At 74.4% G+C, this 13,050-nt stretch carries 11 protein-coding genes; 3 read left to right on the top strand and 8 right to left on the bottom strand.

The features are described from left to right. The first annotated feature begins 193 nt into the window (after positions 1-193). A complete protein-coding gene (locus tag A8713_RS28440; RefSeq protein ID WP_064536529.1) occupies positions 194-1,282 on the top strand; it encodes a LacI family DNA-binding transcriptional regulator in 1,089 nt (362 codons plus the stop codon). 374 nt (positions 1,283-1,656) lie between these two features. Here the strand turns inward: A8713_RS28440 and A8713_RS28435 are convergent, their stop codons facing one another. From A8713_RS28435 to A8713_RS28425, 3 genes are all read right to left on the bottom strand, one after another. Next, positions 1,657-2,895 (bottom strand): SPFH domain-containing protein, encoded by a 1,239-nt coding sequence (locus A8713_RS28435; protein ID WP_064536528.1) that lies wholly within the window; start codon positions 2,893-2,895, stop codon positions 1,657-1,659. A 12-nt stretch (positions 2,896-2,907) separates the two neighbouring features. Beyond that, entirely contained in the window at positions 2,908-3,159 is a 252-nt protein-coding gene (locus A8713_RS28430) for a hypothetical protein (protein WP_064536527.1), read from the bottom strand. Positions 3,160-3,400: 241 nt separating this feature from the next. Further along, the gene (locus tag A8713_RS28425; protein WP_064536526.1) at positions 3,401-4,066 is read right to left on the bottom strand and encodes a nitroreductase; all 666 of its coding nucleotides are present in this window, start codon (positions 4,064-4,066) and stop codon (positions 3,401-3,403) included. A 224-nt stretch (positions 4,067-4,290) separates the two neighbouring features. Between A8713_RS28425 and A8713_RS28420 the strand changes: the two genes are divergently transcribed. Continuing rightward, entirely contained in the window at positions 4,291-5,634 is a 1,344-nt protein-coding gene (locus A8713_RS28420; protein WP_064536525.1) for an amidase, read from the top strand. Between the two features lie 113 nt (positions 5,635-5,747). On the opposite strand, the gene A8713_RS28415 is transcribed toward A8713_RS28420, so the two are convergent. Together A8713_RS28415 and A8713_RS33335 are read right to left on the bottom strand one after the other, a co-directional pair. Next, positions 5,748-6,230 carry a GNAT family N-acetyltransferase gene (locus tag A8713_RS28415; protein ID WP_064536524.1) on the bottom strand — a complete coding sequence of 161 codons (483 nt, stop codon included), beginning with the start codon at positions 6,228-6,230 and terminating at the stop codon, positions 5,748-5,750. A 50-nt stretch (positions 6,231-6,280) separates the two neighbouring features. After that, a complete protein-coding gene (locus tag A8713_RS33335; protein WP_106967188.1) occupies positions 6,281-6,454 on the bottom strand; it encodes a hypothetical protein in 174 nt (57 codons plus the stop codon). Between the two features lie 436 nt (positions 6,455-6,890). On the opposite strand from A8713_RS33335, the gene A8713_RS28410 reads away from it, so the two are divergent. Further along, complete coding sequence (locus A8713_RS28410; protein WP_064536523.1) at positions 6,891-7,412, top strand: hypothetical protein; 522 nt, start codon at positions 6,891-6,893, stop codon at positions 7,410-7,412. Positions 7,413-7,445: 33 nt separating this feature from the next. Here the strand turns inward: A8713_RS28410 and A8713_RS28405 are convergent, their stop codons facing one another. The 3 genes from A8713_RS28405 to A8713_RS28395 form a co-directional block, all read right to left on the bottom strand. Continuing rightward, entirely contained in the window at positions 7,446-8,945 is a 1,500-nt protein-coding gene (locus A8713_RS28405; protein ID WP_064536522.1) for an SDR family NAD(P)-dependent oxidoreductase, read from the bottom strand. A 143-nt stretch (positions 8,946-9,088) separates the two neighbouring features. Further along, positions 9,089-10,474 (bottom strand): wax ester/triacylglycerol synthase family O-acyltransferase, encoded by a 1,386-nt coding sequence (locus A8713_RS28400; RefSeq protein ID WP_064536521.1) that lies wholly within the window; start codon positions 10,472-10,474, stop codon positions 9,089-9,091. Positions 10,475-10,629: 155 nt separating this feature from the next. Then, positions 10,630-12,951: a GH92 family glycosyl hydrolase gene (locus tag A8713_RS28395; RefSeq protein ID WP_064536520.1), complete on the bottom strand. Its 2,322-nt coding sequence runs from the start codon at positions 12,949-12,951 to the stop codon at positions 10,630-10,632. Positions 12,952-13,050: the final 99 nt, after the last annotated feature.

Here is a 13,050-nt window from a genome sequence, read left to right as displayed (position 1 = left end):
CGGCTGGTGTCGGCAGTGACGATGCATGCCGAGTTCATCAAAAGTCAATGGATTCGGGCCTGCTAAAGCTACCTCGGCCACATTAGTCCAGGTCACCGGGGTCCGAGTAGGGACTTGCCTGCGAGGACTAATGCGCTTTAGGCTGCCTCCACTCAAGCGCTTTAGTGATCACCGCTGTGAAAAGAGGGGGAACATGCCGGCCAAGCGGACCCCGGCGCGCCGTCCGACGATGAAGGACATCGCGCGCCGTGCCGGTGTCTCCGAGAGCGCCGTCTCGTTCGCGCTCAACGACCGGCCCGGTGTCTCCGAGGTCACCCGCGACCGGGTCCGCCGGGTCGCCGAACAGCTGGGCTGGCGGCCCAGTACGGCGGCCCGCGCGCTGTCCGGGGAGGGCGCGGCCACGATCGGCTTCGTGCTGGCCCGGCCCGCCGACACGCTCGGCGTCGACTCGTTCTTCCTGCAACTGGTCTCCGGCATCCAGGAAGTGCTCTCCGAGCGCCATCTCGGGCTGCTCTTCCAGGTGGTGGAGGACGTACCGGACGAGTGTGACGTATATCGCAGATGGTGGGCCGAGCACCGGGTGGACGGCGTGCTCGTCGTGGACCCGCGCACCGACGACCCGCGCCCCGGTCTGCTCGACGAACTCGGCCTGCCCGCCGTGGTGATCGGCGGCGCACCCGACGAACGGCACCCGGGCCTGTCCACCGTGTGGGCGGACGACGCGGGCGCCATGGCCTCGGTGGTGGACGGGCTCTACGGGCTCGGCCACCGGCGCATCATGCACATCGCGGGCCTGGCCGGACTCGCGCACACCGAGCGCCGGATCCGGACGCTGCGCACCGAGGCCGAGCGGCGCGGGCTGACCGGCGTCGAGTCGGTGACCACGGACTACTCGGACGCGGAGGGCGCCGCCGTCACCCGCCGGATACTGCGCTCGCCGTCCCCTCCGACGGCTCTGATCTACGACAACGACGTGATGGCCCTGGCGGGCGTGGCCGCCGCGACCGAACTGGGCTACTCCGTCCCGGCGGACGTGTCGGTGGTGGCCTGGGAGGACTCCGCGCTGTGCCGCATGGTCAAGCCGTGGCTGTCCGCCCTGTCGCGGGACAGCATGGAGTTCGGCCGTACGGCGGCCCGCGCGCTGACCGCCCTCCTGGACGGCGGCCCGGCCCGCACGGTCCGCGTCCCGGTCCCCCGCCTGATCGAACGCGACAGCACGGGGCCGGCGCGGGACGCGCCGGGGGCGGGCGCCGAGGCGGGGGCGGGCGACCGCGTCGGCTGAGCGCGCCTGACGGCGGGCGGGGTCGGTGGAGTACGGCGGGGCCGGTGGAGTACGGCGGGGCCGGTGGAGTACGGCGGGGCCGGTGGGGTCGGTGGCCGCGCCCGGAGCCGGGATGGTCCGGTGCTCCGGTGGTTCCCGGTGTGGGAGTACGACCGGCATCCGGCGCGGGGCCGGTAGGCGCGTACCGGGAGCCGTAACGGCCCGGCGGCCGCCGGTGGGCGCGTGCGTGCCACCGGCGACCGGCGGTGCCGATGAGCGCGCCCGGGGCCGCAGACGGCAGACGGGGTGTCGGCAAGGCCGACGACACGGACTGCCGCCCGGCGCCCGGTGGCGTCGCTGCGGTCCCGCCACGGGGCGGGACCGCTCGCGGGACCCTACTCGGCCGTCCCCTTGCCGCCCCGGCCCGGCGTCTGCGCGCCGTCGTCCGGGGCCGCGGGCCGCGGGCCCTGGAGTTCGCGGCGGCCGGTGTCCGCCGCGGCCGGGCCGGAGCCGTTGCGCTGGGCGCCGCCGCCCTGGCCGCCACCGCCACCGCCACCGCCGTTCAGGTTCTGCCGTACCGAGTCCAGGATGGTCAGGCCCTGGGCGACCAGTCCCGCCGCGATCTCGCCGAGGCCGTCCGCGCCGTTGAGGACGTTGACGTTGGCACCGGAGAGGCCGCCCGCGGCCTCCTTGACGATCTGCGGGAGCTGGTCGATCAGCATCCGGTCGAGCGCGACCCGGTCGTAGGACGCGGCGGCCTCGGCCTGGACCTTCATCCGCTGGGCCTCGGCCGCGGCGAGGATCCTGACCCGCTCGGCATCCGCCTCGGCGGGCTTGACGATCTCGGCCACCAGCTCCTGCTGGCGCAGTTCGGCCTGCCGCTGGGCCAGCTCCGTCCGGGCGGCGAGCACCTCCTGCTGGGCATGCGCCAGCGCCAGCGGCCCGGCCTGCGCGGCCTGCGCCTGGGCCCGGTCCACCTCGGCGGAGTACTCCGCCTTGACGACGGCGGTCTGGCGGGCGTACTCGGCCTGCCTGCGGGCCGCCTCCTGCTCCGCCTCGGCGGCGGCCTGGTTGGCCTGTGCCTGGGCGATCTGCGCCTGCCGCTGGATGGCCGCCTTGTGCGGCGCGGACATGGCGTCGATGTACCCGGTGTCGCCGTCGTCGATGGACTGGATCTGGAGCGAGTCCACGATCAGGCCGATCTTCGCCATCTCCGTCTTGGAGGTGTCGAGCACCTCGGCGGCGAGCTTCTGCCGCTCGGTGACGATCTCCTCCACGGTCATCGAACCGATGATGGCGCGCAGGTGACCGGCGAAGATCCGCCCGGTCAGGACGGACATCTGGTCCTGGTCGGAGAGGAAGCGCTGCCCGGCGTTGATGATGCTCTCCGGGTCGTTGCCGACCTTGAAGGCGATGACGGCGCGCACATGCAGCGCGATGCCCTGCCGGGTGACGCAGGTCTCGACGACCTCCGACTCACACATCGACAGGGTGAGGAAGCGGACCTTGCGGAAGACCGGGAGCACGAACTTGCCGTGCCCCGTCACCACCCTAAACGGCGCGCCCCCCAGTCCCCGCCTGCCGCCCGAGATCAGCATCGCCTCGTCGGGGGCGGGAACACGGTAACCGAACATGGTCTGTTCTCCTTAGCCTGCGTCGGCCGCATCGTCGCGCAACCGGTCCAGGGGGTCGGCCCACTCGATCACGTCGACCTCACGGCGTCCGCGGGAGTCCACCACGAGGACCGTCGCACCGATCGGCAACGGTTCCTGCGACCAGGCGAGGAAGGTCTCGGAGCCGCCTCTGACCCGCACCAGGATCTCGCCGGGACCGGCGGATCCGCGGGTGCCGATGAGAAGCTCCCCCGTGCAGCCGATCACGGCCTCGTCCTGCGCCATCGCCGACTACTTCCCCTCGTGCTCGCCCTGTGCTTCCGACCATAGACCCACCCGGGCGGGCCGCCTACGCGTCGCGCGCACCCGGGCGTCCCGGCACCGCGGCGGACCGGCGGGGACACGCCCTCCCCGCCCGGTCCCGCCGGATGCCGGACGTGTCCTCGCCCGGCATCCGGCGAGACGCGGCCAGGGCTCTGCCCGGTTCCGGTCCGGCGGCGCGGAGGGCCCGCGGCCGGGCGGAGGGTCACCGCCCGACGAAGGTCACCGTCTCCGCCATGTCCGCCCGCCCGGTGCGCGACTGCGGCGCGCCGTCCTGCTCGAACCCCACCGCGACCCCGCAGAACAGCACGCGCCCGTCCCCCGCTCCCACCACGTCGGCGACGGTCTTCCGGTACATCGTCCACATCACCTGGGGACAGCTGTGCAACCCCTCCGCCCGGAGCAGCAGCATGACCGTCTGGAGGTACATCCCCGCGTCCCCCCACTGCCCCGGCCCCATCGTCCGGTCGAGGTAGCAGAACAGCACGGCCGGCGCCCCGAACGCCCCCGAGTTCAGCGCGGCGATCTTCATGGGCCGGGCGGGATCGTCGCGCTCGATCCCCAGGGCCGCGTACCGCTGGGCGGCAGCGGCGGCGAAGCGGTCCAGATAGGGCGGGGTCAGTTCGGCGGGGTACATCGGGTACTCCCGCTCGTCGCCCGGGTCGCCCGCCAGTGCCCTGGCCGTGGCCCGCTCCTTCAGCTCGGCCAGCGGCTCGCCGGTCACGACGTACAGGTGCCACGGCTGGAGGTTGCCGCTCGACGGTGCTCTCGTCGCAGCGGCCAGGACGCGTTCGAGCACGCCCTCGGGCACCGGCTCGTCGCCGAACGCCCGCACGGCCCGTCGACCGGCCACGGCCTCATACACGTCCACGCCTTCTCGTCCTCTCCCTCGTCCCCCGCTCTCGTCCCTCAACGGCCATGATCCCTCCACCTCTTGGGCGGGCCGCGGGCCGCCGGTGGGCGCGGCCGGGGACGGCCGGACGCGGCCTCTCGACGCGGGGGGCCCGCTCCGGGCAGAGTTCACCCCACGTACTCGCCAGTACGCCCTGTCCGCCCCCGCTTTCGGAGTTTCCGACCTTCCGCCGAGGAGTGCCCGTGACCGACTGGGCCGGCCGCAGTGCCGTCGAGATCGCCGCCGCCGTACGCGAGAAGCGGGTCACCGCCCGTGCGGTGGTGGCCGCGCATCTGACCCGCATCGAGCGGCTCGACGGCCGGATCGGTGCCTTCCGCACCGTCCGCGCCCGCGCGGCGCTGGAGGAGGCCGACGCGGTCGGGGCCCGGCCGGATCTGGCCGGACTCCCCCTGGCGGGCGTGCCGGTGGCCGTCAAGGACAACCTCGCCGTACGCGGCGAGACCACCCGGAACGGCTCCGCGGCGACCTCCGAGCTGCCGCAGACCCGGGACCATGTCACCGTCGCCCGGCTGCGGGCGGCGGGCGCGGTCGTGGTGGGGCTGACCAACGTGCCCGAGCTGTGCGTCTTCGGCACCACCGAGGGCGTGCACGGCATCACGCGCAATCCGTGGGACACCTCGCGCACGGCGGGCGGTTCGTCGGGCGGCAGCGCGGCGGCGGTCGCCGCCGGGATGGTGCCGCTCGCGCTCGGCAACGACGGCATGGGCTCGCTGCGCATCCCGGCCGCCGCCTGCGGCCTGGTCACCGTCAAGCCGGGCCACCGGGTGGTGCCGGCCGGCATCGGCAACGGCGACTGGTTCGGCATGTCGGAGAACGGGCCGCTCGCCACGACGGTCGCCGACGCGCGGCTGATGCTCTCGGTGCTGGCGGACACCGAAGTGCCGTCCGCCGCCGGGCGGCCGGCGCCGTCGGTCGCCGCGTCGGTGCGCGCGCCGCTGCGCGGCACGACGGTCGGCCTCCCGTACGCCACCGCCGTACGGGAGGCGGCGCGGCTGCTGGCGCAGGAGGGCCACCGGGTGCGGCGCGCCGAGCCGCCCTATCCGGCGTCGATCGGGTTCACCGCGCTGCGGCACTGGAGTGCCGGTACGGCCATGGACGCCGTGGGCCTGGATCCGCGGCGGCTGGCCCGGCGCACCCGGGTGCAGGCCGCCGTCGGGCGGCGGTTCGTCGAGGGGGTCCGCACGGGTGACGCGCGGGAGCGGCTGCGGGACCGGCTCGCGCCGTTCTTCGCCGAGCACGACGTGCTGCTCTGCCCGGCGCTGGCCCGCCGTCCGCCACGGGCCGTGTCCTGGCACGAGCGGGGCTGGCTGCGCAACGTGGCGGTCAACGGCGCCTGTTCGCCGATGACCGGGCCGTGGAACCTGACCGGATGGCCCGCGGCGGTGGTGCCGTTCGGCACCCTGCCCTCCGGTGCGCCGTGCGCGGTGCAACTGGTGGGGCGCCCCGGCGCGGAGGCCGTCCTGCTGGACCTGGCGGAGCGGATCGAGCGGCGGCGCCCGTGGCCGCGCACCGCCCCGCTGGACTGAACCCGCGCACCGCCCGCCCGGCCCGGCCGCGTGCCGCTCGCACCCCGGGCCCGGCGTCGGCGGCGGCGCCGTACCGCTCAGAGGTCCCGGCGCGTTCAGAGCTCCCGGCGCGTTCAGAGGTCCCGGTACATGATGTGCAGTCCCACCAGGCCGTGCCGCGGATGCCGGTACGCCCGCGGCACGGTGCCGAGGACGGTGAAGCCGAGCGAAGTCCACAGGCCCACGGCCGGGTTGGTCTCGACGACGGCGTTGAAGACCATCCCGCGGTAGCCGTCCTCCCGGGCCGCCGCGAGGACGTGCTCGGCGAGGGCGCGGCCCGTGCCACGGCCGGTGCGGTCCGGGTCAACCATGAAGCCCGCGTTGGCGATGTCCGCGGCGGGCCCGCCGTAGTTGGGCTTCACGTAGGCCGAGCCCAGGATCGTGCCGTCGTCGTCCTCCGCGACGAAGACCCGCTTGCCGGGGCCGGTCCACAGGGCGCGGGCGTCCTGTTCCGAGGTGTCCGGGTCCCAGGCGTAGGTCTCCCCGGCGGCGACGACACGGTGCCAGAACGGCCAGATGCGCGGCCAGTCGTGGTCCGACGCTTCCCTGATCAGCATGGGCGCGAGTCTCGCACGCCCATGCCTGTGGGGCGGCCGGTCCGGGTGGTTCAGTCGACGCTGGGCAGGATGTGCGGCTCGGCGAGGTCGTCCTCGTAGCCGGCCAGGCGGATGGGGGCGGACCGCGCCCACACGTCGAGGCTGCCGAGGTCTCCGGGCCGTCGGCCCGCGCGCTCCGTGCGTTCCTCGGGGCGCTGCTCGCGATTGGTCTTCTCCGGTGTCACCGCGCACTCCTTATGTGTCGGTCACCCTCGGGGCGGTCAACCGGCAGTCTGCGCTGCGGCGCCTGACACCCGCTCGGGTCTGGGTCGAGACAGGTCGGACGCGGTGGCGCCGGCAACTGAGGTCCGAGCGGGCCGTTGGGCACCGGTTCACCCCGGGGCGGACCGTGGGTGTGGTGGGAACCCTTTGGTGCTGTCCGCCTACTCCAGATTAACCAAATGAGCGCCCCCCTGCTCGATGGGGCTGCAAAAACCAGGTAACTATCGGAAGTCAGGCATGTTCATTGAGCCATATAAGAGGCGATTTGTCGCTTTGTCGTGCGAGCCGGGATTCACCCGTTCGGCGGACGGCACGCAGTTCAGGTCCCGTTGGCCGCGCCGCAAGCTCGCCGTGCTCTGCTGACGTACCGCAACGGCCGTCCCGCGGGAGGACTGACGCATGGAGCTGCGCAGTGTCGAGGAACTGATGGACCTGCTGCACGCCGGGCGGGGTGCCGCCCGCGTGCCCGACCGCCCCGGGCGCCGCACCGATCCCTGCGCGCACGCCCTGCGGACCGCCGCGCTGCTGCGCCGCGGCCGTCCGGCCGACAAGGAACTGCAGATCGCGGGGCTCGTCCTGGCCGTCGGCGGACTGCTCGGTCCGGGCGAAGGCAGCGACGAAGGCGGCAGCGAGGGCGGGGGCTCGGGCACGGGCGCGCTGAGCGGTGCCCTCCGGGCCGCCGACGCGGTGCGCGGACTGCTCGGGGAGCGCGTCTTCCGGCTGCTGCGGCAGCAGGCGTACGCCGCCGACGGCCGCCCCGTCCGGCCGGTGGACGAGGACGCCCTGGCCCTGCGCCTCGCGGCCGAGGAGGCCCGCACCCCGGGTGGGGGCGACGGCGCGGCCGCCGGGGTGCTGGAGGACTGGCGCACCGTCCTGGAACTGGTCGCGGCCCGCAACTCCCGGCTGGGCGCCGTCGACTGACGGCGCCTCAGCGCACGCGTACGGGAGCGGACCTCACCACTTGCCCGGCGCGTAGTCCTTCAGGAAGACGCCGTACAGGTCCTCGCCCTCCTCGCCGCGCACGATCGGGTCGTAGACGCGGGCGGCGCCGTCGACCAGGTCCAGCGGGGCGTGGAAGCCGGCCTCGGCCAGGCGCACCTTGTCGGGGTGCGGGCGCTCGTCGGTGATCCAGCCGGTGTCGACGGCCGTCATCAGGATGCCGTCCTTCTCGAACATCTCCTGGGCGGCGGTGCGGGTGAGCATGTTCAGGGCGGCCTTGGCCATGTTGGTGTGCGGGTGTCCGGCGCCCTTGTAGCCGCGGTCGAAGACGCCCTCCATGGCGGAGACGTTGACGATGTACGTACGGCGGGCCGCCGCCGCGGCCATCGCCGGGCGCAGCCGGCTGATCAGCAGGAAGGGCGCGGTGGAGTTGCACAGCTGGACCTCCAGCAGCTCGACCGGCGTGACCTCCTCCACCGTCTGGATCCAGCTGTTGGTGTCGTGCAGGTCGGGCACCAGGCCGCCCGCGTCGATGGCCGTGCCGGCCGCGATCCGCTCCAGGGACGCCGAACCGGAGACGAGGGCCAGGTCGGTGACGTCCTGGGCGTCGAGCACCCCGGAGCCCGCCACCGGCAGCGCGGCGACCGCGCCGGAGCCGAAGGTGCCGATCACCTCGGAGGCGGGCAGCTCACCGGCGGGCAGCGGGGCCGACTCGGCGGAGATCAGCTCGCTGTAGGCCTGCGGCGAGCGCCGCACCGTCTGGGCGGCGTTGTTGATCAGGATGTCCAGCGGGCCCTCGGCGGCGACCGAGTCGGCGAGCGAGACGACCTGGGCGGGGTCGCGCAGGTCGATGCCGACGATCTTCAGCCGGTGGATCCAGTCGGCGCTGTCGGGCTGGGCCTTGAAGCGCCGGATCGCGTCGCCCGGAAACCGGGTGGTGATGGTGGTGTGCGCGCCGTCGCGCAGCAGCCGGAGCGCGATGTACATGCCGATCTTGGCCCGGCCGCCGGTGAGCAGGGCGCGCCTGCCGGTCAGGTCGGCGCGCGCGTCGCGGCGGGCCCGGTTCTCGGCGGCGCACTTCTGGCACAGCTGGTGGTAGAAGTAGTCGACCTCGACGTAGCGCTGCTTGCAGACGTAGCAGGAGCGCGGGCGCTGGAGTATCCCCGCGATCTGTCCCTCTCCGGTGCGCGAGGAGGGCAGGATGCCCTCGGTCTCGTCGTCGATGCGCTGCGCGGAGCCGGTGGCCGTCGCCTCGGTGACCGTCTTGTCGTGGGCGGTCTTGGCGGCGCGGCGCTCCTGGCGGCGGCGCTGCTTGACCGTGCGGTAGATGTGGGAGGTGGCCCGGCGCACCGCGACGGCGTCGGGGTGGTCGACCTCGATCTCGTCCAGTTCGCGGAGCACGTCGAGGCAGACGGCCAGGCGCTCGGGGTCGATACCGGGCCCGTACGCGGGCTCACCGCCCGGCGCGTACACCACCTCGTCCGTGGCCGTGGAGCCCTCGTCTGTCACCGTCATCGCGCCGCTTCCCTGCTGGTTCCCGTGGCGCTCCAGTCGCGCCCGCCGTCGAACGGGGGATTTTACGGCAGCGGTGCGGCCGACCGCCAAACGCGTGGCGATCATGGCCGGCCGGGCGGCGCGCGGGCCCGTGCGGCGCGGGTTCAGGGGGCGCAGACGGTGATGAGGGTCTCCACCTCCTCGGTCACCGCGCGGGCCAGCCGGTGCAGGTCGGGCACGGCCTCGGCGTCGGCGACGAGCCCGTAGTGCACCTGGCCGCGGTAGGTGGAGATCGCGACGGCCAGGGACTGGCCGCGGGCGAGCGGCGCGAAGGGGTAGACCTCGGTGAGCGGGTGGCCGGCCAGGCGCAGCCCGAAGCCGGGCAGCGGGACGCTGGTGACCAGGATGTCGAACCAGAGCCGGGCGGCCTGTCCGACCAGCGGGCCGCCGAGCCGGTGGCCGAGGGCGGGCACGTGGTCGGCGAGCAGGGCGACGGCCCCGGCGCCCCGGTCGGGTCCGGCGTCCTTGTTGCGGTCCATGGCGGCGCGGACGGCGGCGAGCCGGCGCAGCGGGTCGGCGACACCGACGGGCAGGTGCGTCAGATAGCCGGAGAGCCGGTTGCCCGGCGGCTGGGCGGTGCGCGGGCGGCGGCGGGAGACGGGGATGAGGGCGCGGGGCGCGAGGCCCTCGACGGGCTCGCCGCGCTCCTCCAGCCAGCGGCGCAGGGCGCCCGCGACGACCGCGATCAGCACGTCGTTGACGGTGCCGCCGACGGCCTTGCGGACCAGGTGGACGTCGTCGATGTCGACGGCCACGCCCGCGGTGCGTCGGGTGCCGGTGGGAGCGGCGGTCAGGGCGGGGACGGGGCGGGTGGCGAGGGTGGAGCGGGCGACGCGGGCCCCGATGTCCAGGGCCCGGCCCAGGTCGCCGAGGGCGTCGCGGACCAGTCCGGGCAGCGCGCGCACGTCGGGCAGCGGGCCGCGCCGCGGTGCGGCGGGCCCGGGGCCTCGTCGGGGCAGGTCGACCGGGTCGAGGATCGCGGCGGCGAGGGTGAGGGCGCGCAGGCCGTCGGCGAGGGCGTGGTGGAACTTGAACAGCACCGCGAAGCCGGTCCCGGCCGCCGCGGGCAGCACATGGGCCTCCCACGGCGGCAGGCCGCGTTCCAGGGGGCGCTGCATGAGCCGTCCGGCCGCCGCGTGGAAGCCGGGAACGGGGGCGTGCAGGTGGATGTGGTTCAGCGGGTCGAAGCGGGGGTCGGGTTCGCGGGCGGCGCCGCCGAAGCCGAGCGGCTGCCGCAGGCCCTTCGCCAGGGCGCCGCGGAGCCCGTCGGGGCCGGGCCGGCGCAGCCCGAGCGGGTGCCACACGTCGCGGATGCGCATGCGCAGACCGGGCACCGCGGCGGCGCGGGCGGCGAGCAGGTCGGCGGCGTGGGCCGCGTCGCCGGGCGAGGGGGCCGCGAAGACGCCGAGCGCGCCGAGGTGCATCGGGTGCCCGGCGGACTCGATGTTCCAGAACGCCAGGTCGAGGGGAGCGAGCAGATCAGGAGTCACGGGCTTGCCTCGCGTCGGCGATGGGGTCTTTGCAGTGAACAACTCCTGTCGATCACGGTCAAGCGTGATCAAGTTACGCACAGTTAAAAACGGAGGGTGTCCCGCCCCGGCCGCCCGGGGCGGGACACGCGGCTGTCAGGGGGCGCCGGACGCGGTCAGCGCAGGACGGGCGGCGCCGCCTGCGCCGACGTGCCCCACGCCGAGGGCCGCGCGCCCACGGTGTAGCGCAGCGTCCGCAGCCGGCGCAGTTCGCCGGTGGTCAGATACGTCCGGTCGTGGGTCACCCCGTCGGCGCGGACCGTCCGGGTGTACCGGGCCTCGCGCGAGGTGCCGGGCGCCAGGACGGTGAGCGCGCCGCGCGGGTGGTAGCGGCGGTCCAGACGCAGGTCGACCCGGTCGAACACGGGGGTGGACAGGCCCCAGGTGCCGTAGCCGGGTTGCACCGGGTACAGGCCGATGGACGACAGCACGTCCCAGGCCGACATGGTGCCGAGGTCGTCGTTGCCGGTCAGCCCGGCCGGCTCGTCGGTGAACAGGGTCAGTGCGGCGTGCACCACATCGGTGGTCTTCCACGGCTGCCCCGTCGACAGATAGGTGTACGGGGCGAGCAGGTCGGGTTCGTTGAGCGGGTTGTAGCGGTCGGTGTCGTAGAAGTCGTACGGCCCCGAGACCCAGTTCTCGCGGGCGGTGCGGGCGGGGTCGGCGAGGAGCCGGTCGTAGGCGAAGAACTCGTCGAGCCGTTCGTTGGTGAGCCGCTCGCCGCCGAGCAGGCCGACCACGCCGGGCAGGTCCTGCGGGACGAGCCACTGGTAGTGCCAGGCGGTGCCCTCGTGGAAGCCCGTGCTGTGCGCCGGATCCGCCGGCCCGGTGAAGGCGCCGCCGGTGTCGCGGGCGCGGAAGAAGCGCGTCGCGGGGTCGAACAGGTTCCGGTAGCTGCGGGAGCGGGCCGCGTACCGGCCGGCGTCCGCGCGGTGGCCCAGGGCGCGGGCCATCTGGGCGAGCATGGCGTCCGACAGCGCGTACTCCAGGGTCGCCGAGGCGCCGAAGGCGTAGTCGGAGTGGCCGGCCTTGGGCGGCCGGTGGCCCTTGATGTACGGGACGTAGCCGCGGGACAGGTAGTCCGGGTTGCCGTTGCGGCCCAGTGCCGGGGCGTCGGCGGGCGGCACCGAGTCGGCGTTGCGGCGCAGCGCGCGGTACGCCCGCTCCTCGTACCCCGTGAGCAGGCCCTGCTGGAAGGCGTCGGTGAGGAACGGGGTGACCGGGTCGCCGGTCATCACGTTCGTCTCGACCGTGCCGTAGCCCCACTTGGGCAGCCAGCCGCTCTCCTCGGCCACCCGGATCACGGAGACGGCCATGTCCCGGGCCTCGCGGGGCGCGAGCAGCGCGAGGAACCGGGCCTGGGTGCGGTAGGTGTCCCAGAGCGACCAGTTCTGGTAGTAGGTGATGCCGCCGGTGCGGTGGACGCGCCGGTCCCAGCCGGTGTAGCGGCCGTCGGCGTCGTTGCCGACGTTCGGCGCGAGGAAGGCCCGGTACAGGGACGAGTAGAAGGTCCGGCGGCGGGCCGCGTCGCCGCCGCTCACCCGTACGTCCCCCAGCCGCTCCTCCCACCTGCGCCCGGCCGCCCGGCGCACCGCGTCGAAGGCCCGGCCGCCCTCGGCGCGCAGATTGCCGGCCGCCCCCGCGGCGTCGACGTAGGACAGCGCGGTGGTCGCCTCCACCGTGCGGTCGGTGGTGGTGTCGAAGCGCAGGTACGCGCCGCCGTGCCCGGTGCGCGCGCCGGGGGTGACGGCGGCGCCGTCCCAGGTGCCGTACGCGGTGAAGGGCCGGTCGAAGCGGGTGATCGTGTACACCGTGTACGGGAGGGTGTCCGCGCAGAAGCCGCGGCCGGTGATCTCGGTGCGCACGGTGCGGTCGTCCAGGATCTCTACTTCGGAGGCGACCATGCGGTGCAGCGCCTGGCCCGCGTCGAGCAGGACGTTGGCCTTGCCGGTGGCCGGGAAGGTGTAGCGCTGCACCCCGGTGCGGGCCGTCGCCGTCAGCTCGGCCTCGATGCCGGAGTCGAGCGCGACCCGGTAGTAGCCGGGGCTCGCCCGCTCGTCCTCGTGGCGGAATCGGGCCGCGTACGTCGCGTTGTCCGTCGCGGTGACGTCGCCGGTGGTGGGCAGGACCGGCAGGTCGCCGCCGATACGGCAGCCGACCCCGGAGAGATGGACCAGGGAGAAGCCGCGGATGCGGCTGTGGGCGTAGTCGTAGCCGGTGTTGTGGCCGGTGTCCGGCGAGAACTGCACCATGCCGAAGGGCACGGCGGCGCCGGGGAAGGTGTTGCCTTCGTTCGCGGTGCCGATGAACGGGTTGACCAGGTCGGTCAGCCGGGCGGCTGCGCGGGTCTCGGCGGCCCGCGTGGCGGGGGCGGCGGTCAGCGCGGAGGCTGCCACCGCCCCCGCCACGCACAGGCCGAGGCGACGGGTCCGTCTCATGCGGGAAGACCTCCGGGGAAGACGTCGTTGCCCGCATGATCACGCCTGACGGGCCGTCACCCCGGTATCCGCGGGTGTCGCGGTCCCCGGGTGTCGCGC

Origin of the sequence: Streptomyces sp. SAT1, assembly GCF_001654495.1 — a bacterium.
Classification (GTDB): Bacteria; Actinomycetota; Actinomycetes; order Streptomycetales; family Streptomycetaceae; genus Streptomyces; species Streptomyces andamanensis.
The sequence above is the reverse complement of the archived record's forward strand: the minus strand, read 5'-3'. Positions and strand labels throughout refer to the sequence as shown.